The 21,395-nt window shown below is 63.2% G+C and carries 18 protein-coding genes; 15 read left to right on the top strand and 3 right to left on the bottom strand.

The window, feature by feature from the left end; genetic code table 11:
* Window positions 1-60: 60 nt before the first annotated feature.
* Window positions 61-3,159, top strand: a complete 3,099-nt coding sequence (locus tag ASD44_RS06735; protein ID WP_056110039.1) for an SPOR domain-containing protein — start codon at window positions 61-63, stop codon at window positions 3,157-3,159.
* 344 nt (window positions 3,160-3,503) lie between these two features.
* On the opposite strand, the gene ASD44_RS06730 is transcribed toward ASD44_RS06735, so the two are convergent.
* On the bottom strand, window positions 3,504-4,745 hold the full coding sequence (locus ASD44_RS06730; RefSeq protein WP_056110037.1) for an MFS transporter: 1,242 nt from the start codon (window positions 4,743-4,745) through the stop codon (window positions 3,504-3,506).
* A 240-nt stretch (window positions 4,746-4,985) separates the two neighbouring features.
* Between ASD44_RS06730 and nagZ the strand changes: the two genes are divergently transcribed.
* The 10 genes from nagZ to ASD44_RS06680 all read left to right on the top strand — a co-directional run bounded on the left by nagZ (window position 4,986) and on the right by ASD44_RS06680 (window position 14,510).
* Entirely contained in the window at window positions 4,986-6,002 is a 1,017-nt protein-coding gene (gene nagZ / locus ASD44_RS06725; protein ID WP_056110035.1) for a beta-N-acetylhexosaminidase, read from the top strand.
* 76 nt (window positions 6,003-6,078) lie between these two features.
* A complete protein-coding gene (locus tag ASD44_RS06720) occupies window positions 6,079-6,873 on the top strand; it encodes a ScpA family protein (RefSeq protein WP_082542552.1) in 795 nt (264 codons plus the stop codon).
* Complete coding sequence (scpB, locus tag ASD44_RS06715) at window positions 6,870-7,625, top strand: SMC-Scp complex subunit ScpB (RefSeq protein WP_056110032.1); 756 nt, start codon at window positions 6,870-6,872, stop codon at window positions 7,623-7,625. The genes ASD44_RS06720 and scpB overlap by 4 nt, the downstream gene beginning before the upstream one ends.
* 136 nt (window positions 7,626-7,761) lie before the next feature.
* Complete coding sequence (locus ASD44_RS06710) at window positions 7,762-7,989, top strand: twin-arginine translocase TatA/TatE family subunit (protein WP_056110030.1); 228 nt, start codon at window positions 7,762-7,764, stop codon at window positions 7,987-7,989.
* 28 nt (window positions 7,990-8,017) lie between these two features.
* A complete protein-coding gene (gene tatB, locus ASD44_RS06705; RefSeq protein WP_056110028.1) occupies window positions 8,018-8,824 on the top strand; it encodes a Sec-independent protein translocase protein TatB in 807 nt (268 codons plus the stop codon).
* A gap of 20 nt (window positions 8,825-8,844) precedes the next feature.
* Complete coding sequence (gene tatC / locus ASD44_RS06700) at window positions 8,845-9,708, top strand: twin-arginine translocase subunit TatC (RefSeq protein ID WP_056115594.1); 864 nt, start codon at window positions 8,845-8,847, stop codon at window positions 9,706-9,708.
* A 135-nt stretch (window positions 9,709-9,843) separates the two neighbouring features.
* Window positions 9,844-11,421 carry a serine--tRNA ligase gene (gene serS, locus ASD44_RS06695; RefSeq protein ID WP_056110026.1) on the top strand — a complete coding sequence of 526 codons (1,578 nt, stop codon included), beginning with the start codon at window positions 9,844-9,846 and terminating at the stop codon, window positions 11,419-11,421.
* On the top strand, window positions 11,421-12,179 hold the full coding sequence (surE, locus tag ASD44_RS06690) for a 5'/3'-nucleotidase SurE (protein ID WP_056110024.1): 759 nt from the start codon (window positions 11,421-11,423) through the stop codon (window positions 12,177-12,179). Before serS ends, surE begins: the two co-directional genes overlap by 1 nt.
* Complete coding sequence (locus ASD44_RS06685) at window positions 12,176-12,829, top strand: protein-L-isoaspartate(D-aspartate) O-methyltransferase (protein WP_056110021.1); 654 nt, start codon at window positions 12,176-12,178, stop codon at window positions 12,827-12,829. The genes surE and ASD44_RS06685 overlap by 4 nt, the downstream gene beginning before the upstream one ends.
* Window positions 12,830-12,938: 109 nt before the next feature.
* Window positions 12,939-14,510 (top strand): peptidoglycan DD-metalloendopeptidase family protein, encoded by a 1,572-nt coding sequence (locus ASD44_RS06680; RefSeq protein ID WP_056110019.1) that lies wholly within the window; start codon window positions 12,939-12,941, stop codon window positions 14,508-14,510.
* Window positions 14,511-14,611: 101 nt separating this feature from the next.
* Here the strand turns inward: ASD44_RS06680 and ASD44_RS06675 are convergent, their stop codons facing one another.
* Window positions 14,612-15,484: an ATP-binding protein gene (locus ASD44_RS06675; protein ID WP_056110017.1), complete on the bottom strand. Its 873-nt coding sequence runs from the start codon at window positions 15,482-15,484 to the stop codon at window positions 14,612-14,614.
* Between the two features lie 175 nt (window positions 15,485-15,659).
* Between ASD44_RS06675 and yajC the strand changes: the two genes are divergently transcribed.
* From yajC to ASD44_RS06655, 4 genes are all read left to right on the top strand, one after another.
* On the top strand, window positions 15,660-15,995 hold the full coding sequence (gene yajC / locus ASD44_RS06670; protein WP_056110015.1) for a preprotein translocase subunit YajC: 336 nt from the start codon (window positions 15,660-15,662) through the stop codon (window positions 15,993-15,995).
* A 63-nt stretch (window positions 15,996-16,058) separates the two neighbouring features.
* Window positions 16,059-18,629 carry a protein translocase subunit SecDF gene (gene secDF / locus ASD44_RS06665; protein ID WP_056110014.1) on the top strand — a complete coding sequence of 857 codons (2,571 nt, stop codon included), beginning with the start codon at window positions 16,059-16,061 and terminating at the stop codon, window positions 18,627-18,629.
* A 17-nt stretch (window positions 18,630-18,646) separates the two neighbouring features.
* On the top strand, window positions 18,647-19,018 hold the full coding sequence (locus ASD44_RS06660; protein WP_056115591.1) for an Mth938-like domain-containing protein: 372 nt from the start codon (window positions 18,647-18,649) through the stop codon (window positions 19,016-19,018).
* On the top strand, window positions 19,018-19,863 hold the full coding sequence (locus tag ASD44_RS06655) for a phytoene/squalene synthase family protein (RefSeq protein WP_056110013.1): 846 nt from the start codon (window positions 19,018-19,020) through the stop codon (window positions 19,861-19,863). The genes ASD44_RS06660 and ASD44_RS06655 overlap by 1 nt, the downstream gene beginning before the upstream one ends.
* 6 nt (window positions 19,864-19,869) lie before the next feature.
* On the opposite strand, the gene trmFO is transcribed toward ASD44_RS06655, so the two are convergent.
* Complete coding sequence (trmFO, locus tag ASD44_RS06650; protein WP_056115589.1) at window positions 19,870-21,294, bottom strand: methylenetetrahydrofolate--tRNA-(uracil(54)-C(5))-methyltransferase (FADH(2)-oxidizing) TrmFO; 1,425 nt, start codon at window positions 21,292-21,294, stop codon at window positions 19,870-19,872.
* Window positions 21,295-21,395: the final 101 nt, after the last annotated feature.

Here is a 21,395-nt window from a genome sequence, read left to right as displayed (position 1 = left end):
TAAAGGCCAACCCTGCGCGACGTCCATGGCGTCCGAATGAGTATGAGTTCGGGAACGATAATGGCAGAGAGAAATCACCTTAAGATCGCCAGTCAAAACGATATCGCGGACGATGATCCGTTCGCCGAATTGACCAAGATCATGGGCTTCGACCCACGCGAGCCTTCCAGGCCGCAGGCGGCCCAGGTACCTGAGGGCGACGGGTTCGATATCGACCTCGAGAAGGAATTGATGGGCGAGTTCGACGCACTCGATGGGTTGGACGAACAGCCTGCGCCTGTCGAAAATCGTGTCGGTGATCGCCATGAACCGGCTGTTTTTGAGGCCGCCGACGACAGCGCGGTCGAGGAAGGCGCCGACGAGCTTTCTCTGTCGCTCGACGACGAATTCCTGCTGGATGAGCCCGATGCGGCTGCCGGAGAGATCCGCGGGGCAGCTTCCGACGCATTCGCATTGCCCGAGACTGAACAGGCCGAGACCGGCCCGATCGAGGATGATTTCGAAGACGCAGTCGCCCGTTCGTTTGAAAGCGATTTCAATGCGCCGGCCGAGGCGCCGCTTCAGTTTGATGCTGACGAAGAAGACGATTTCGACGCGGAGCAGATCGTTGAGCCGGAGGCTTTGGCCGGGCCTGGCTTCGCGCAGTCTGCCGATCCGGTAGTGTCCGAACCGTCCGAGGACGATTTCGACGAAGCTGTCTTTGACGATTTGGAGTTCGACGCCGAACAGCCTGCGCAGCAGGCCGTGCATGCGGCCGTGCAGGGCGATGATCGTTCGCTCGACGGCGCAATGGCCGATGTCGATATGGATTTCGACATGCCTTCGCTTGAGCTTGCCGGGGAATCCGCGCTTGAGGCGGAGGACGCCGTTGCTGAAGAGGACGACGCCATGCTGCCGGCGAACGCCCAATCGACGGAGTTGGCCGACGATCTCGACCTCGGCATGGACCTCGACGATGCCTTTGCCGATCTCGGTGAGCCGGAAGTCGAGCCCGTGCAAACGGTGGCTCCCGTCTATGCCGCGCCAGCCTATGCCGCTCCGGCCGAGCCGGCAGCGGCTGCTGCCGTGACCGAAGACGACAATTCGCTTGAAGACGAACTCAATGCGCTTTTGAACCGCATGAGCGCGCGTCCCGTTGTGCAGCCTGAAGTGGTTGAAGCACCGCCTGTTACCGCTTCCGATGAAACGGCTGCGCCGGTCGTCGCCGAAGCGGATCCGATCGACGACTTCGATGCGGCGGCCTGGGACCTCGATATCGCAGCCGACCAGGGTGAATCGCGGGCCGACATCGAAGAAGACATTGACCCGGCATTGCTGGTCGATCTGGAAGCGGTCGATTTCAGCGATATGGAGATCGATGCCGCAGAAACCGATGACAGCGAAGCAGACGAGGGCGAAGCCCAGGGTGCTGCGGATTTCGACGAAAACGATTTCGACGCCGAACTGGACAAGCATTTCGGGTCGGTTGGGGTGGTTGCGCCTGCCGTGGCCTCGGCCGCGGCGATTTCGGCTGCCGCGATGCCTGCCTGGCAGACGCCCACGCAGCCGCGCGCTGACACCTCCTGGCAAACGGCAGCGGCGTCTTCCACGGCAACGCCGCCTGTATCCGCTGCGGCGTCTTATCCAGCAAGCACGCCCGCGGCTAGAGCCCCTCGATATGAAGACATGCCCGATGTCGAGACTATCGACGTTCCCGAGCGTGTCGTGGCGCTGGCCGACGATCTCGACCTCCCCGAAGTCGCCTTCGAGGAAGCCAGGACTGACGCCGCGTCCTACGACGATCTGGATGCGGAGTTCAGCAGCATTCTCAACGAGATGAATGCTGGCGAACCTTCGTCTGCCGCGCCAGCTGCCAGCTCTTACGACGACGATGCCTATGGCGCCGGCTACCAGCGCGGCGCTGCCGCGAGTGTCTACGCCGGGGCGCCGGATGCCGCGACAGCAAACCGTTCGGCGGCCAGCGATCCGCTGGACGATTTCGATCTCGATTCCTTTGGCGGAAATCGCGCCGCCGTGGCCGACGACGATGCGTTCGACTACGATCCGGATCTCGACCAGTCGATGGATATCGCGGCGGCTTCGGAGGCCGAGCAGGCGAGGCCGCGCAACCGGCTGCTCTTGTGGGCAGGGGCTGTTGCTGCCATTGCCGTCGTCGGTGGTGTCGGCGCCTTTGCCCTTTCCTTTGGGGGCGGCAGCGGCAGCGAGGCTCCGGCTATCGTCAAAGCGGACAACCAGCCGATCAAGGTGAAGCCGGAAAACCCGGGCGGCGCCGTTATTCCGAACCAGGACAACAAGGTCTACGACGCAGTGTCGAAGGGTGCTGCGCCGAGCGAACCGTCGCAGCAGAATCTTGTGACCAATACGGAAGAACCGATCGACGTGACGGCCAAGGCTGAACCGCGCATCGTCGGAGCCAATCCGGAGACGGACGAGGCGGCTGCGCCGACGGGCAAGTCCGAGGACCGCATCGAGCAGGTATTGCAGGAAGACGCCGCGAATGGCAGCCAGGAAACAGCGCTGGTAACGCCGCGCAAGGTTCGCACCATGGTGGTGAAGCCGGACGGTTCGCTGGTGCCGCGCGAGGATCCCGCTCCCGCACAGGTTTCCGCCTCGGAGCCGGCCGATCCGGCCCCGCAACTCGTGGCGACCGTACCCGACGCCACCGGCGCGGTTAACCCGCAGACCAATATCAATGAACTGAAGCCGGCCGCCCCGCAGGGCGAAGCCGCACCGCAGGGCGAGGGCGTAGGGCCGGTTGCCGCGAATGCGCCGGAGGCTGCCGGACAGTCGGCCCTGACGCCTTCCATCGCGCCGATTGCCCCTCAGCGTCCGTCCGATCAGCCGATCGATGTGGTCGGTGAAGTCAAGACGGATCAGGTTGCGGCCATCAACACAGCGGCCTCCACGGCTGCCGGCGGCGCGTGGTCCATGCAGATCGCCTCGCAGCCGACCGCCGACAGCGCCCAGTCGACCTATCAGGATCTGGCCCGTCGCTATTCCAGCGTTCTCAACGGCCGTGGCGTCAATATCGTCAAGGCCGAGATTGCCGGCAAGGGCACGTTCTACCGGGTTCGCGTGCCGGCCCCCTCGCGCAACGATGCGGTTGAACTTTGCACGAGCTACAAGGCTGCCGGCGGCAACTGCTTCGTTTCCAAGTAGATTTTCTTAGCCTCGGCAAGAACCAGACGGCGCGGCTTCGGCCGCGCCGTCTTCGTTTAGGCAACTGATGATTGTTGGATGTCATGCCGCAGCGAGCATCTGCGGTGTGTCCCCAATGCAAACCTGAACCGGCCATGGCCGGAAGCAAGGTGCTTTGGCTTGCTCCGAGCGGCGCTGCGGAGGGCCTGCCTGCCGGGCGATTGAAGCACGGTTCTTGAAATGCAGGGCGGGCAGGAGAAGCGAGCCGTCTTCCCTTGCCCAAAGAAAAAGGGCCGGACTTTTGTCCGGCCCTTCGATCTTTCGACGGATGCCTTCCGGAATATTCCGAAAGGCATCGTTCCGCGTCAGGTCAGCTCGGCGCCCTTCTTTTCCGGGATGAGGAAAAGCATTGCCAGGATGTCGATGACGTAGAGAGCCGCAAGCAGCGCGATCGCCAGCTCGAAACTATACGCAGCGGCAATAGCGCCAACGACCAGCGGTCCGAACCCGCCGAAGCCGCGTCCGATGTTGAACAGGACGTTCTGCGCGGTCGCCCGGGCGGCGGTCGGATAGAGTTCGCTCATCAGAGCGCCATAACCGCCGATCATGCCGTTGACGAAGAAGCCCATTACCGCGCCGGCGATCAGCAATGCCGTCGGATCGGTGAGTTGCGAATAGACGATCACCATGACGGCCGCACCGGCCATGTAGCCGACAAAGGTCGGCCGTCTGCCAAGCCTGTCGGCAATGTGGCCGAAGAGATAAACGCCGACGATCATGCCGCCGATGGTTACCGCGGTCCAGATGGCGGATTGAGTGAGGGCGAAGCCGAAACGGGTCGAAAGGTAGTTCGGCAGCCAGATCATGACGCCGTAATAGCCGAAGTTCTGCACCGAACAGAGAATGACCATGCCGATGCTGATCTTTGTCGTGTCCCAGTCTTTCACCAGCAGCTTTAACGGCGATTCGTGGACTTTGCCTTTTACCTTGGCGACGAAGATCTCCGGCTCATGCAGCGAATGGCGGATCCAGTACGCAACAAAGGCAGGAATGATGCCAACGGCGAACATGCCGCGCCAGCCGATATGGGGAAGCAGGAGCGGCGCCGCGATCGCGGCGGCGAGAACGCCGAACTGCCAGCCCAGGCCGACATAGGAGGAGGCGCGGGCGCGCTTGTTGGCCGGCCATGCCTCAGCGACCAACGCCATGCCGATGCCGAATTCGCCACCCAACCCGATCCCGGCGACGGTGCGGTAGAAAAGAAGATCCCAATAGCCTTGCGCGAGGGCGCACAGGCCGGTGAAAACCGCAAACAGCACGATGGTCCATGTCAGCACGCGGACTCGCCCGATCCGGTCGGACAGCATGCCGAAAAGAATCCCGCCGAGAACGGCGCCGATGAGGGTGGCGGTGACCAGCGAGGCGGCTTGCGCCTGGGTCAACGCCAGCTCCGCGCTGATGGCCTTGAGCATGAAGCCCAGGATCAGCAGGTCGAAGCCATCCATCGCATAGCCTATGGCCGCGCCCCACATGGCCTTCTTGGCCTTGCTGTCAACCGGCGACGCATCGCCCGGGCTGAACGGAGCGACACTTTCATTGCTAGACATAGTAAATTCCTCCCGTCTGGTATTCCAAAATAGCCCGCAAAATTGTCACGGTGATGTCTCAATCACAAGATAAATCTCAATTTTGCGATTTGGCTGCGTATATTCAGTTGGCTAAAGACGCAAGCTCCGTGGCCGACTCTCACGGGAAAGTGCATCGCCAGCAGTGGAAAACCGTCCCGCGTTTTCAGTGGGAAAGGCCGGGCGATTCCCTTCACGCACATAAGCCCCTAAACTCCCGATATGACCGAATCACGTTCACTCATCCTCGGCTGCGCCGGAAAATCGCTCTCCCGGGACGAGGCATCTTTCTACGGTGGCGAAGCGCCGTGGGGCTTCATCCTGTTCGCCCGCAATATCGGCGAGCCGGAACAGATCAAGGATCTGGTGGCGCATATGCGCGATTGCGTCGGCTGGCATGCGCCGGTTTTTATCGATCAGGAAGGCGGCAGGGTGCAGCGCCTGCGTCCGCCGCTGGCGCCGAATTATCCGGCGGGAGCGGCGCTTGGCGCGCTTTACCGTGACGACGAGGAGGCTGGACTGCGCGCTGCCTGGCTGCTGGCGCGGCTGCATGCTTTCGACCTGCTGCGGCTGGGCATCAACGCCGATTGCCTGCCGGTGCTGGACGTGCCCGTCGAGGGCGCCAGCGACGTTATCGGCGCGCGCGCCTACGGCAAGGAACCCAAGATCGTGGCAGCGCTCGGCCGGGCGAGCGCCGAAGGCCTGATGTCAGGCGGCGTCATGCCGGTGATGAAGCATATTCCGGGACATGGCCGCGCTGTCGCCGATACGCATTTCGAGCTGCCGACCGTCACCACGTCGCTGAAGGACCTGCGCAAGCATGACTTTGCGCCGTTCGCGGCCCTAAACGACCTACCGATGGCGATGACCGCGCATGTCATCTACAGTGCGGTCGATCCGAAATCGCCCGCCACGACATCCGGCAAGGTGGTCGAGGAAATCATCCGCGGCGAGATCGGCTTCGACGGCCTTCTGGTCAGCGACGACACGTCGATGAAGGCGCTTTCTGGGGATTTCCAGACAAAGGCCGCCGCCATCCTTGCGGCGGGCGTCGATATCGTTCTTCACTGCAATGGCGACATGGACGAAATGCGGGCCGTGGCTTCGCGGGCAACGCCACTCGAAGGCAAGGCTCTCGAACGCGCCAGGCGGGCGCTTTCTTCCGTTCGGGGCGCGGACCGGAAGGACGAAACCGAGCTGCGCACCGAGTTCGCGGATTATTTCGAGGCGATTGCCTAACAGGAGAACGGACGGAACGGTGGCAGAAACGCCCAACAGCAGGGCCGGGGAGAACAAGCCCGAAAAGGCCGCGCCGATGGACCGCCTCTGGGCGGAGAACGACGATGCGCGCCTGACGGGCGAGCCGGAACTGCTCGTCGACGTCGCCGGCTTCGAGGGGCCGCTCGATCTGCTGCTGCATCTCGCCCGCAACCAGAAGGTCGATCTGGCGCGCATTTCGATCCTGGCGCTGGCCGAGCAGTACCTCTCCTTCGTCGAAAAAGTTCGAGCGCTGCGACTGGAACTCGCCGCCGACTATCTGGTGATGGCGGCGTGGCTGGCCTTCCTGAAATCCAAGCTTTTAATCCCGAAGCAGCCCGGCGAGGAGGAAAGCGGCGAGGAATTGGCGGCGGTGCTGCAGTTTCGCCTTCGCCGCCTCGAGGCGATGCGCGACGCGGCGGCGCGTCTGGTGAACCGCAACCGGCTCGGACGCGACGTCTTCCAGCGCGGCATGCCGGAAATGGTCATCGTCGAAAAACGCAACGAGTACTCCGCATCGCTCTACGATCTTCTGACCGCCTACGCCTCGCAGCGCCAGCGGCTGGCGATCAACAATGTCACCATTGCCAAGCGGGGCGTCTGGTCGCTCAAGGATGCCCGCTCGCTGCTGGCGCGGCTGATCGGCTCAACTGGCGACTGGACCGCGCTGGACAGTTTCCTGATCGAATATCTGGCCTCGCCCGAGGAGAAACGCACGGCAATGGCCTCTTCGTTCGCCGCGACGCTGGAGATGGTGCGCGAGGGCAGCCTGGAAATGCGTCAGCAGGAGGTTTTCGCACCGATCTATCTGCGTGGACGGCAGCGCATCAAGGCAGTCGAGGTGGCATCATGAGCGACAGCATCGGCGCTTCGGTCATTCCCTTCAAGGTTGGCGACGAGCCTGAGGGGCAGGAAGACGAGGGGGCTGTGACCCAGAACCCGGCAGAGCGGCTGCACATCGCCGAAGCCATGCGAATGGCCGAGGCCATTGTCTTCGCCAGCGCCGAGCCGGTGAGCGAAAAGCAGCTCACGGCGCGCCTGCCCGACGGGATAAACATTGCGGCCGCCATGGCCGAGCTGCAGCAAATCTACTCCCGTCGCGGCGTCAATCTGGTCAAGGTGGGCGACGGTTGGGCATTCCGCACCGCCGGCGATCTCGCTTTCCTGATGAGCCGCGACACGGTGCAGCAGAAAAAGCTGTCGCGCGCGGCGCTGGAGGTGCTCGCCATCATCGCCTATCACCAGCCTGTCACTCGGGCCGAGATCGAGGACATCCGCGGCGTCGAAACCTCGAAAGGCACGCTCGATACGCTGATGGAAACGGAATGGGTGCGGATGCGCGGACGCCGTCGCACGCCAGGCCGCCCGGTGACCTACGGCACCACGGAAAAATTCCTCGACCATTTCGCTCTTGAAGAAATCCGCGATCTACCCGGCATCGAGGAACTGAAGGGCGCCGGCCTGCTTTCGGCGCGGATGCCGGCCAATTTCGCCATGCCGCTGCCGCCGGCCGATCCCGACGAACTGACCGAGGACGAAGACCCTCTGACGGATATCGATCTTGAGGAACTCGGCCTGCTGACGCCGCGCGTCACGGAAGATTGAGCGCCAAATCTCTTTTGCCGTTGCCCGCTCGGAGGACATGCGTCATATGGGCGCAACGACATTTGCGGTTCTGTTTGAAACCGGACGCGAAAGCGCATAGATCAAGGTTCAGCAAACCGCTTGGGAGAGATTTGCAATGGGTTCGTTTTCGATCTGGCACTGGGTGATCGTTCTGGTCATCGTGCTTCTTGTGTTCGGCCGCGGCAAGATTCCGGAGCTGATGGGCGACATGGCCAAGGGCATCAAGAGCTTCAAGAAGGGAATGGCTGACGACGAAGAGCCGGTGGCCGAGGACAAGCGCACCGTCGAGCATCGCGCCGACGAGACCGTTTCGACGCCGCGCGAAAAGGCCACCAAGAGCTGAACATCGCCGCTAGCCGGAACGCATAGCCATGTTGGAAGTCGGCTGGACTGAAATGCTGGTCATCGCGATCGTCATGATCGTGGTGGTCGGGCCGAAGGATTTGCCCGGAATGTTGCGCACTTTCGGGCGGTTCGCCGCCAAGGCGCGCGGCATGGCTGGCGATTTCCAGCGTCAGTTCAACGATGCGTTGAAAGAGGCCGAGCTCGACGACGTCAAGAAATCCGTCGATGCGTTGCGTGACCTCAACCCCGCCGCCCAGATACGCAAGCAGCTCAATCCGTTCGAGCAGGCCGCCGCCGACGTGCGCGCCGGGGTGGATTCGGCGATGAAGCCGAAGCCGGCCGAACCGCCGAAGGTGGAATCCGCCGACGCCGCCGCACAACCGGCCGAGCCGGTAAAGGGTGGCGCGACCGCCATGCCCGGCGTGAACGGTCCCGATACGATGCCGCCGCCGGTGGTGTTTCCGGCGATGAGCGATGCTTCGGTGACACCGCCCGCAGCGACAGGCGCCGGTTCTGGCAAGGTGGTTGCCAAACCCGCCGCCGGCGCGAAGAAAAGCGCCGCGGCAAAGCCGTCCAAGGCTGCCGCCTCAAGCGCCAGGGCTTCCGTGAAGACCGCGCCTGCCGTTCCTGCAAAGGCTGTCGCGAAGGCCGCGCCTGCCAAGGCTACAAGCGCCAAAGTTGCTGCGACGAAGGCTTCTCCCGTCAAAGCGAGCCCCGCCAAGCCGATTGCCGCCAAGAAGACGCCAGCCAAGGCTGTTGCCGCCAAGAAGACTCCCGCCAAAGCCGTTGCCGCCAAAGCCATCCCGCCCAAGAAAACGACGAGGGCGAAGTGAGCCTTTCCGAAAAGGAAGACATGGACAAGTCGGCGGCGCCGCTGATGGAACATCTGATCGAGTTGCGCCGGCGGCTGATCTGGTCGATCGGCGGCTTCTTCATCGCCTTCCTTGTCTGCTTCTTCTTTGCCAAGCCGCTGTTCAATTTCCTGGTCGTTCCGTTCAAGCGTGCGACGGAATGGGCAGGGCTCGATCCGCAGAAAGTCGAACTGATCTATACGGCCCCGCAGGAATTCTTCTTCACGCAGGTGAAGCTCGCCATGTTCGGCGGCATGGTCATCGCCTTTCCGCTGATTGCGACGCAGATCTACAAATTCATCGCACCCGGCCTCTACAAGAACGAGCGCGCCGCCTTCCTGCCGTTTTTGATCGCGTCACCGCTTTTGTTCCTGCTCGGCGCGGCGCTGGTCTATTTCTTCTTCACGCCGATGGTGATGTGGTTCTTCCTGTCGATGCAGCAGGGCGGCGGCGACGGGCAGGTGCAGATTTCGCTTCTGCCCAAGGTGTCGGAATATCTCAGCCTGATCATGACGCTGATCTTCTCCTTCGGTCTGGTGTTCCAGTTGCCGGTGGTGACCAGCCTGATGGCGCGCGTCGGGATCGTCTCGGCCAAGGCGCTGGCCGAAAAGCGCAAATGGGCGATCGTCATCGCCTTCGTGGTCGCGGCGGTGCTGACCCCGCCCGATCCGCTCAGCCAGATCGGCCTGGCGCTGCCGACCATCATTCTCTACGAGATTTCGATCATCACGGCGCGCATGATCGAGCGCAGCCGCGAAAAGGAACGTGTCGCCAAGGAACGCGCGGAAGCCGCCGAAGCGGTTGCCGAGAACGCGGCGAAGGCTGAGAAGGCGGCGAACGACAAGGCCGCCGAGAGCGCTTCCTAGCCAGGGACAATGACGTGGCGTGCGCCACGTCCATCCTGGAACTTCAGCGGCAACCCTCATACGCCAAAGAGCAGGTCTTGCATCGACCGCCGTTGCGGTTTACCCCGCTGTGCGCCGTTTCAGGATTGGTTTCCCATGCTCGACATCAAATGGATTCGCGAAAACCCGCAGGCTCTGGTCGAGGCGCTTTCGAAGCGTCCGTCCTACGCGGAGGCCGCGCAGTCCACCGTCGACGAGCTGATCGCCAGGGACGAGGCGCGCCGCCAGCACCTCACCGATCTTCAGTCCAAGCAGGAGCGCCGCAACGCCGCCTCGAAGGAGATCGGCAACGCCATGCGCGACAAGGACATGGCGCTGGCCGAGAGGCTGAAAAGCGAGGTCAACGAGATCAAGGCGTTCATCCAGAACGGCGAGGCGCGCGAGCGCGAACTCGACAAGGCGCTGAACGACGCGCTGGCCGTGCTGCCGAACATCCCGCTGGACGACGTGCCGGAGGGCGCAGACGAGAACGACAATGTCGAGGTGCGCCGCTTCGGCAATGAGCTGATCACGCAACGCCAGCCGCGCATGGGCAACAAGCCGAAGGAGCATTTCGAGATCGGCGAGCGGCTCGGCCAGATGGATTTCGAGCGCGCGGCAAAGCTTTCCGGTGCGCGCTTCACGGTGTTGAAAGGCGGGCTGGCGCGGCTCGACCGGGCGCTCGGCCAGTTCATGCTCGACCTGCATACGACCGAGCATGGCTATACGGAAGTTCAGGTGCCGTTGTTGGTGAAAGACGAGGTGCTTTACGGCACGGGTCAGTTGCCGAAGTTCGAAGAGGATTTGTTTAAAAGTACAACCATGGTGGTTGATCGACTAAGGTCGATTGAAGCCGAGATAATTCGCGTGAAGCGTTTCCTTCAGGAGGAACGTGAATATGCAATTCGCTGCGAAAAAGAAATTCCAACCTATGTGCCTGATCCCCGGGCAACTATTTTGACGGACATCAACCCAGTTGCCATGCTGGAATTTGCGAATAGTAGAATAAAAAAATTCGAGGCAGCAGTTGCAGATCTCGAAATAGAGAAACAAAGGCTACTGGAGGTTGCTGACGGCATATCGTCTTATCGCTACCTCATCCCAACCGCCGAAGTGCCGCTCACCAATCTCGTGCGTCAAGAGATCACCGCGCATGACAAGCTCCCCCTGCGGATGACGGCGCTGACGCCGTGCTTCCGTTCCGAGGCAGGGTCGGCCGGGCGCGATACGCGCGGCATGTTGCGCCAGCACCAGTTCTACAAGGTCGAGCTGGTGTCGATCACCGACCAGGACAGTTCGCTGGCCGAGCATGAGCGCATGACGGAATGCGCCGAGGCCGTGCTGAAGAAGCTTGAGCTGCCGTTCCGCACCGTGGCGCTGTCCACCGGCGACATGGGTTTCGGCGCACGCAAGACCTACGACATCGAGGTGTGGCTGCCCGGCCAGAACGCCTATCGCGAAATCTCGTCCTGTTCGGTCTGCGGCGATTTCCAGGCGCGGCGCATGAACGCCCGCTACAAGGACCGCGACGGCAAGGGCAATCTCTTCGTCCATACGCTGAACGGCTCGGGCACGGCGGTCGGACGCGCGCTGATCGCCGTCATGGAGAATTACCAGAACGAGGATGGCAGCGTAACGATTCCTGAAGCGCTGCGGCCCTACATGGGCGGGCTGGAAAAGATCGAAGCCAAGTAATGCGCATCCTGCTCACCAATGACGACGGCATCCACGCCGAAGGCCTTGCCTCTCTGGAACGCATCGCGCGCACGCTGTCCGACGATGTCTGGGTGGTCGCGCCGGAAAACGACCAGTCCGGCTATGCGCATTCATTGTCGCTGTCCGAGCCGCTCAGGCTGCGGCAGATCGGCGAGAAACATTTCGCCGTGCGCGGCACGCCGACCGATTGCGTCATCATGGGCGCCAAGAAGCTGATGCCCGGCCTGCCGGACCTGGTGCTGTCGGGCGTCAATTCCGGCGCCAACCTTGCCGACGACGTGACCTATTCCGGCACCGTGGCCGGGGCCATGGAGGGCGCGTTGCTCGGCGTTCGGTCCATCGCGCTCAGCCAGGTCTATCGCTATGTCGGCGACGACCGGGTGGTTCCCTATGAGACCGCCGAGGCGCTGGCTCCGGCGCTGCTCCAAAAGCTGATCGCGGCATCGCTGCCGGACAACGTGCTCGTCAACGTCAATTTTCCTGTCTGCAAGCCGGAGGAAGTCGCCGGCACGCTGGTCACCGCGCAAGGCAAGGTGGCGCACAGCGTGTCGGTCGACGAGCGGCGCGACGGGCGCGGCATGCCGTATTACTGGGTGCGCTTCGCGCGCGAGCCGTCGGAGACGGCGGAGGGCACGGATGTCCACGCGGTCCGCAACAATTTTGTTTCCGTGACGCCGCTGCAGCTGGACCTGACGGCGCACCGGCTGCGCGACGATCTGAGCAAGGCGCTTTCATGAATGCGATCATCGAGGAACGGGAGGCGTTCGCCGCTTTCCTGCTGCGGCTGCGTGGCAAGGGCACCGTCCCCAAGCAATTGATCGCGGCGTTCGAGGCGACGCCGCGCCGCGGCTTCCTGTCCGGCCACCTGCACCCAGCCGCGTGGTCCGACCGGATGCTGCCGATCGAATGCGGTGAAGCGATCGAGGGGGCCGATCTGCAGGCCGCCGTGATCGCGGCGCTTGCCATCGAGCCCGGCAACCGGGTTCTCGAAATCGGCACCGGTTCCGGCTTCACCGCCGCGGTCATCTCGCGGCTGGCGGGGCGTGTCGTCACCATCGACCGCTACAGGACGCTTGTCGAGCAGGCTCGCCAGCGGCTCGAGGCGCTCGGCATCTCCAACGTCATCGCACGACAGGCCGACGGCTCGAACGGATTGGGCCAGGAGGGTCCGTTCGACCGCATCGTGGTATGGGCCGCGTTCGAGACGCTGCCGCGCTTCCTGCTCGACCAGTTGTCGAGCGGCGGCATCGTGATTGCGCCCATCGGGCCGGAAGAGGGCGAGCAGGTGGTGGCCAAGCTGACCAAGGTCGGCAGCCGTTTCGACCGCGAGGATATTGGTGTCGTGCGGCTGCAGCCGATCCTTGCCGGGACCGCCGCCGTAATCTGACCGAATGTTTTAAGAAAAATTTCGACAGATTCTAACGGTTTAACCGACCAGTAACATTAACGCGCTTTAATCCAACCCAGTGAGTACCGGGTATATGCGGGTTAGTGCGATGCATCTGAGTGTTTTCAAGGCCAACGGACGCAATCTGGCGCGCGGATGCGCAATGGTCCTGGTGATCGGGGCGGTATCCGGGTGCAGTTCCCAGGTGGCGCGATTCGGCGGGGTCGATGACTACGCCACCGCGTCGACCTCCAACCAGCGCGCCATCATCGACAAGCGGACGCCACAGCCCTATCCGGGCGATGTGGCCCAGGCCGCGCCATCGGTCTCGCCCGCTCCGGCCAACGGCAGCTATTCGCAGTCGGTCACCCGCTCCAGCCTCGAACCGGTGTCGGTCAAGCCGCTGCCGCCCGTCGCGCAGGCCGAGCCCGCGCCGGCATCGAAGCCGATCCGCACGGCGGTCGCCGCGCCGAAACTCGACAGCACGACAACCGGCACCGTCGCTTCGACCAAGCCGTTCAGGCAGGCCGCGCCGGAAGAGCCGCAGATGGCATCCGCCGACAGCGAGCCGCATGGCTGGTCGCGGGCAGGGGGCACCCAGATCACCGCCAAGGAAGGCGAAACGGTCTACAATCTGTCGCGCCGCTTCGGCGTTCCGGCCGATGTCATCATGAAGACCAACGGTCTCTCCAGCGCCAACGGCCTGCAGGTCGGCCAGAAAGTCGTCATCCCGACCTATGTCTATTCCAGCAAGGCGCCTGTTTCGGCGCCGGACAGCGATCCCAATGTCGCCGACGCCAAATCGTCGCGCGGCACGAAATACGACGTGCCTGCCAACAAGGTGCCGCTGCCGGCCAACGCGCCTTCACAGAAAGTCGCGGTTCTGCCGCAGCAGCCCAAGCTCAAGGAAGGGCAGGCCGAGACGACCGCCGGAAACACGGCCTCGGCCAGCGATCCGAAGCAGAAGCCGGCAAAGCAGATCGCCGAGGCAAGTCAGCCTGGAACCTACAAGGTTCAGTCCGGCGACACGCTCTCTGCCGTGGCCCGCAAGACCGGCGTCAGCGTCACCGCGCTCAAGCAGGCCAACGGCATGCAGGACGGGATATTGCGCATCGGCCAGACGTTGAAAGTGCCGAGCGCCGGAGCCACCACCGTCGCGGCAGCGAAGCCTGTAGCGCTCGACCCGGTGAAGACCGCATCGACCCCGCCGCCCGAAAAGGCGACGCAGACGCTGGCGTCCTATACCCCGCCCAAGCAGGACGCCAAGGTCATCCAGCAGGCCGAGAAGGAAGATGTCGATGCGCCGGATTCGACCGGCATCGGCAAGATGCGCTGGCCGGTCCGGGGCCGCGTCATCTCCGGCTTTGGCGGCAAGGGCGGCGACGGCATCGATATCGCCGTGCCGGAAGGCACGCCGGTCAAGGCGGCTGAGAACGGCGTCGTCATCTATGCCGGCAACGGTCTCAAGGAATTCGGCAACACCGTGCTTGTGCGCCACGAGAATGGCCTGGTCACGGTCTACGGCCATGCCAGCAACATCGAAGTGCAGCGCGGACAGAAGGTCAAGCGCGGCCAGGAAATTGCCCAGTCGGGCATGAGCGGCACGACGGACTCGCCGAAGCTGCATTTCGAGGTGCGCAAGAACTCCGCGCCGATCGACCCTTCGACCTTCCTTGAATAGAAAACAGAAACGATTGCGGGCCGCCTGACCTCCAGTCCGGCCCGCCGGCTTGGCCCGTCTCGCAAGAGGCGGGCTTTTTAGCGCTCGCGTCCGGGACGACTTCAGTCCAGCGGCTTGCCGAGCCGGCCGGCGAGGTCCTGGGTGAACTGCCAGGCAACGCGGCCGGAACGGCTGCCGCGCGTGGTCGCCCATTCCAGCGCTTCGGCCCGCAATGCTTCTGGATCGACGTCGAGGCCGAAATGGCTGGCGTAGCCGTTGACCATGTCGAGATAGTCGTCCTGCGAGCATTTGTGGAAGCCGAGCCACAGGCCGAAACGGTCCGACAGCGAAACCTTTTCCTCGACCGCCTCCGACGGGTTGATCGCCGTCGAGCGTTCATTGTCGATCATGTCGCGGGGCAACAGATGCCGCCGGTTCGAGGTGGCGTAGAAGATGACATTGGCCGGACGGCCCTCGACGCCGCCTTCGAGCGCCGCCTTGAGGGATTTGTACGACGTGTCGTCATGGTCGAAGGACAGGTCGTCGCAGAACAGGATGAAGCGATAGGGCGCGGCCTTGAGCAGCGTCATCAGCTTTGGCAGCGTGTCGATGTCCTCGCGGTGGATCTCGATCAGCTTGAGGGGGCCGCCCGTCTTGCCCGAGGCATTGATCTGGGCATGAACCGCCTTCACCAGCGAGGATTTTCCCATGCCGCGCGCGCCCCACAGCAGCACGTTGTTGGCCGCGAACCCCAGGGCAAAGCGCTCTGTGTTGTCGTGCAGGATATCGCGGACGCGATCGACGCCGCGGATCAGGCCGATGTCGACGCGATTGACCTTGGCTATGGGTTCCAGATAGCCGGGTTCGGCCTGCCAGACGAAACAGTCGGCGGTGGAAATGTCGGTCTCCGGCGGGGAGGATGGCGCCAGGCGCGTCACTGCTTCGATCAGCCGGTCGAGTTTCGCGTTCAAGGCGTCGAGGGTACTGTCGGTCATAATCTGTCTTTTTATCGTTGCATCGGGGAGACCTGTGACGCTCTAACACGGGTCAGAGGGCTGGAAAAGCGCCAGAAACCCCGGTTCATCCAGTTGCAATGGTAAGTTTACCGACTATATTCCGGCCAAATTTCACGCAGCCGGTTGCGGCTTTTTCTACGGTCAGGAGTTTGAAATGTTCGTAACACCGGCATACGCCCAGGGCATCGGCGCTTCTCCCGACATGTTCATCAGCATTTTGCCGTTTGTGCTGATTTTTGTGATCATGTATTTTCTGATCATCCGGCCGCAGCGCACGCAGCTGAAGAAGCGCGGCGAGATGCTGGCGGCGATCAGGCGTGGCGACACGGTCGTCACCGGCGGCGGCTTCGTCGGCAAGGTCACCAAGGTGATCGACGACAACGAGCTGGAAATCGATCTCGGCGGCTCGAAAGTGACCGCGCTTCGCTCGACCATCGCCGACGTCAGGGTGAAGGGTGAGCCGGTGGCGAACCAGAACGCCAAGAAATAACCGCCAGGAAATAGCCGCAAAGTGCGCGGACTGCGGCCACTACGGCTGATTGGATAACGGACTATGCTCTATTTTTCGCGCTGGAAGACGATTGGGATCTGGGCCGTCGTCTTGCTTGGCTTGTTGTTCGCGCTGCCGAACCTGTTCTCGCAATCAGTTTTGGCGAAACTGCCGGACTGGCTGCCGAAGAAGCAGATGACGCTCGGCCTCGATCTGCAGGGCGGCTCGCACATCCTGCTCAAGATCGAACCGAACGACCTGATCAAGGACAGGCTGGACACCAGCCGCGATGAGATCAGGACGCTGCTGCGGGACGCCAAGATCGGCTACACCGGCCTTTCCGGTTCGGGCAAGGTCGTGCAGGTCCGCATTCGCGACACCAATCAGGTGGCCGCGGCGAAAGAGGCGCTGAAACAGCTCGTCGCCCCGATTTCTTCTGGCCTGTTCACCGGCGGTTCCGTCGTCGAGATGGAGCAGGACGAGCCGGAACCCGGCCTTCTCCGCTACACGATGACCGACGCCGGCATCAAATACCGGACGTCGACCGCGCTGCAGCAGTCCATCGAAGTCGTCGGTCGGCGCGTCAACGAACTCGGCACGACCGAGCCTGTGGTCCAGCGCCAGGGCGATGATCGCATTCTCGTGCAGGTCCCGGGTCTGCAGGACCCGCAGCGGCTGAAGGACATCCTTGGCCAGACGGCGAAACTGACGTTCCAGATGGTCGACCAGACAATGCCGGTGCAGGATGCCCTCAATGGCCGTCCACCGGCCGGCTCCACCATCATGTATTCGCAGGACGAGCCGGCGGTTCCCTATCTCATCGAAAACCGGGTCATCGTTGCCGGCGAGAATCTGGTTGATGCGCAGGCGACGTTCGACCAGCGCACCAATGAGCCGGTCGTCTCGTTCCGCTTCGACGCCAAGGGGGCGGCGCGCTTCGGCCAGGCGACCCAGCAGAATGTCGGCAAGCTGTTCGCCATTATCCTGGACAACAAGGTGATTTCCGCGCCGCAGATCCGCGAGCCGATCCTTGGCGGCACGGGTCAGATTTCCGGCAATTTCACCGCCCAGAGCGCCAACGACCTGGCCGTGCTGCTGCGCGCCGGCGCCTTGCCGGCGACCCTGACGGTCATCGAAGAGCGGACGGTCGGTCCAGGTCTCGGTCAGGATTCCATCGACGCGGGCAAAATGTCGTCGATTGTGGGTTCGATCCTCGTCGTCGTCTTCATGGTGGCCGCCTACGGTACGCTGGGCTGGATCGCCAACATCGCCCTCGTGGCCAACGTGGCGATGATCGTGGCGATCCTTTCGCTGGTCGGCGCGACGCTGACCTTGCCCGGCATCGCCGGCATCGTGCTGACCGTCGGCATGGCGGTGGACTCCAACGTTCTGATCTATGAGCGAATACGCGAAGAACGGCGAGCGGGACGCTCGATCGTGCAGTCCATCGACACCGGCTTCCAGAAGGCGTTGGCGACGATTTTGGACTCGAACATCACGACGCTGATCGCGGCGGTGGTGCTGTTTTTCCTCGGCTCCGGCCCGGTGCGCGGCTTCGCGGTAACGCTTGCGGTCGGTATCGTCACCACCGTTTTCACCGCCTTCACGCTGACGCGCTGGCTGGTTGCCGTATGGCTTCGCCGCGTCAAGCCGAAGGAACTGCCCAAGGGCTATGTCCGGCTGGTGCCGGAGGTTACACGCATACCGTTCATGCGCATTCGCCTGCAGGCCTTCGTTATATCGATGTTCCTGTGCGTCGCTTCCGTCTTCCTGCTGTTCACCCAGGGGCTGAATTTCGGCATCGATTTCACCGGCGGCACCATCATGGAGGTGCGGGCAAAGTCCGGGGCGGCTGATCTTGCCGACATCCGCGAGAAGCTGACATCTACCGGCATCAAGGAAATCCAGGTCCAGGGCTTCGGTAATGAAAGCGACGTGCTGATCAGGCTTGGCGCCACTGCTGACGAAGGCGATGAAGCTGGCGCCATTGTCGTCCAGAAGGCGCAACAGTCATTGAGCGCGGATTACGACATTCGTCGCACCGAACTGGTCGGGCCGACAGTATCGGGCGAACTTGCGTGGATAGCGGTCCTCGGCGTCGTGGCGGCGTTGGGCGCGATCCTGGTCTATGTGTGGATCCGGTTCGAGTGGCAGTTCGCGCTTGGCTCCATCGTGGCAACGATCAACGATATTCTGCTGACCCTCGGCTTCCTTGTGGTCACCCAGCTACAGTTCGATCTATCGACGGTGGCCGCAATCCTGACGATCGTCGGTTTCTCGCTGAACGATACGGTCGTCATCTATGACCGTGTGCGCGAGAATCTGAGGCGCTTCAAGAAGATGCCGCTCGGGCAGTTGCTCGACCTTTCCGACAACGAGATGCTGTCGCGCACGACGATGACCGCGATCACCACCTTCCTGGCTCTGCTGGCACTGTTCCTGCTCGGCGGCGAGGTTATCCGGTCATTCGTTGCCGCGATGCTCTTCGGCGTTTTCATCGGCACACTGTCCTCGATCTTCATCGCTGCGCCGATCCTCATCATCTTCAAGCTGCGTCCGACCTCTGCAGTACCCGCCTCCGACAAGGAAGCGCCGGTCGAAGGTGATATCGGCCGGCAGCTGCCGGCGAAGTGACCAAAGCCGGCATCATCATGCGCGAGGCCCATTTTCCGGGCCGCGCGCAGATCGAGGCCTACGGCAATGGCGGCTTCCGCTTCGCCGACATGTCGCATCGCGGCTCCCTGCTGTGCCTGCCGTCGGGCATTCATGGCTGGAAGACGGTCGACCCTGCCGCCCTGACCGTCGCCGATTTAGACAAGGTCTTGGCGGAGGCCAACGCGATCGAGATCCTGCTTGTCGGCATGGGCCGGGAGTTGCGTCCATTGCCGGCGGCGCTGCGGGCAGCGCTGAAGGAAGCAGGGATTGGCGCCGACCCGATGTCGACGGGCGCCGCTGTGCGCACCTACAATGTTCTGCTCGCTGAAAACCGCGCCGTCGCCGCCGCCTTCATCGCTGTTGACTGATGGACACGCCAGCCAAGATCGTCATGGAGGCGGTACGAACCGCCGACCATGACCGCTATCTGTCGGCGCTCTATGCGCCAGCGGACAAACGCGAAGCGCTTTTTTCCCTTTACGCCTTCAACGCCGAGATCGCCGGCGTGCGCGACCGCATCCGCGACGGGCTGCCCGGCGAGGTGCGCCTGCAATGGTGGCGGGATGTCATTGCGGCCGACGATCCGGCGGCCGGTGCGGGGCACCCGCTGGCGCAGGCGCTGCTACGGACGATCTCGGAACACAATTTGCCGAAGGCCGCATTCGATAATTATCTCGAGGCGCGGATTTTCGACCTCTACGACGATCCGATGCCATCGCGAACGGACCTCGAAGGCTATTGCGGTGAAACGGCTTCGGCGATCCTGCAGTTGAGCGCTCTCGTGCTCGATCCTGCAGCGGCGTCCCGGTTTGCCGAACTCGCCGGCCATGCCGGATGCGCGCAAGGCATAGCGGGGGTGCTGCTGCTGCTGCCGCTGCATCGGAGAAGGGGCCAGTGCTACATCCCCGCCGACATACTGGCGGCGGCGGGAACGTCATCTGACGCGTTTCTTGCGGGAGACGGCGACCCTGCCGCCGGGCGCGCGGTCGAGGCCATGGTGGCCTTGGGGCGGGAGCATCTGGCCATGTTCAAAGACGGCGCGAGGGCGCTGCCGGCGTCGCTGCGTCCCGCATTCCTGCCTCTGGCGCTAACGGAGGCCTATCTGGCGAAAATGGCTGGTTCGGCCCAGGCACTGGCCGGCTTCGGCGTGCGGATTTCAGCGATCCGGAAGCACTGGCTGCTGTTCCGCTACGCGACGCGCGGCTGGAGCTGAACGCGGCTATTCGGCCGCCTGAGCCGCACTTTCGAGGCCGAGCCATGCGCGGCAATCCTGAAGCGCCCGCGCCGTCATCGCCTTCTTCCGGGCTATCGACTTGTCCTTGCCGCGGAAACGCCCCTCGAAACCTTCCGGCTTGAGTTTTGTGCCGGCCTCGAGCGGCGGGAACAGACCGAAATTGATGTTCATCGGCTGGAAGGAACGCTTGCCAGGCTCGTCATCGGACACGATGTGCCCGCCGGTGATGTGATTGAGCAGCGCCCCGAAGGCCGTCGTCACCGGCGGTGGCGCAACGGGATGGCCAAGGCGCTCGCCGGCGGCGAAGCGCCCGGCAAGCAGGCCGATCGCGGCGCTCTCGACATAGCCTTCGCAGCCGGTGATCTGTCCGGCAAAGCGCAGGCCGGGCCGCGATTTCAGTTGCAGCGTAGCATCCAGCAGGGTCGGCGAATTGATGTAGGTGTTTCTGTGCAGGCCGCCCAGCCGGGCAAATTCGGCGTTCTCCAAACCGGGAATGGTGCGGAAGATGCGCACCTGCTCGGCATGCTTCAGCTTGGTCTGGAAGCCGACCATATTGTAGAGCGTGCCGAGCGCATTGTCCTGCCGGAGTTGCACCACCGCATAGGCCTTGACCGTCGGATTGTGCGCGTTTGTTAGGCCCATCGGCTTCATCGGGCCGTGGCGCAGCGTTTCGACGCCGCGCTCAGCCATGATCTCGATCGGCAGGCAGCCGTCGAAATAGGGCGTGCCTTCCCATTGCTTGAACTCGGTCTTGCCGCCGTCGAGCAGCGCCTGGACGAAAGCCTCGTACTGGTCCTTGTCGAGCGGGCAGTTGATATAATCCTTGCCGGTGCCGCCGGGTCCAACCTTGTCGTAGCGTGACTGGAACCAGGCCTTGTCCATGTCGATCGTGTCGAAATGGACGATGGGTGCGATGGCGTCGAAGAAGGCCAGCGCATCGGCGCCGGTGGCGTCGGCGATGGATTGCGCGAGCGCGGGGGCGGTCAGCGGACCGGTGGCGATGATCGTCTGCTGCCAGTCGGCGGGCGGCAGGCCGGGAACTTCCTCGCGGACGATGGTGATCAGAGGGTGGGCTTCGAGCCTGGCGGTCACCGCCTGCGAAAAGCCGTCGCGGTCGACAGCCAGCGCGCTGCCGGCCGGCACCTGGTGCGCGTCGCCGGAAGCCATCACCAGCGAGCCAGCCAGCCGCATTTCGGCATGAAGCAGGCCGACCGCGTTGGTCTCGGCGTCGTCGGAACGGAAGGAGTTCGAGCAGACCAGCTCGGCGAGGTCTTGGGTCTTGTGGGCGTCGGTGCCGCGCACCGGGCGCATTTCGTGCAGGATGACGGGCACGCCGGCCTCGGCCGCCTGCCAGGCTGCTTCAGAACCGGCGAGACCGCCGCCGACGATATGGATGGGTTCAAGGCTCATGGGCGGGACATAATCGCTTGCCATTCACAATGCAATTCGACGCAAGCGCTTCGCGACAGCGAGCAGCAAAAACAACAATGCCCGCCGGGGGAGGATCCGGC

The organism is Mesorhizobium sp. Root554 (assembly GCF_001427025.1).
In the GTDB taxonomy this organism is placed as follows: Bacteria; Pseudomonadota; Alphaproteobacteria; order Rhizobiales; family Rhizobiaceae; genus Mesorhizobium.
The sequence above is the reverse complement of the archived record's forward strand: the minus strand, read 5'-3'. Positions and strand labels throughout refer to the sequence as shown.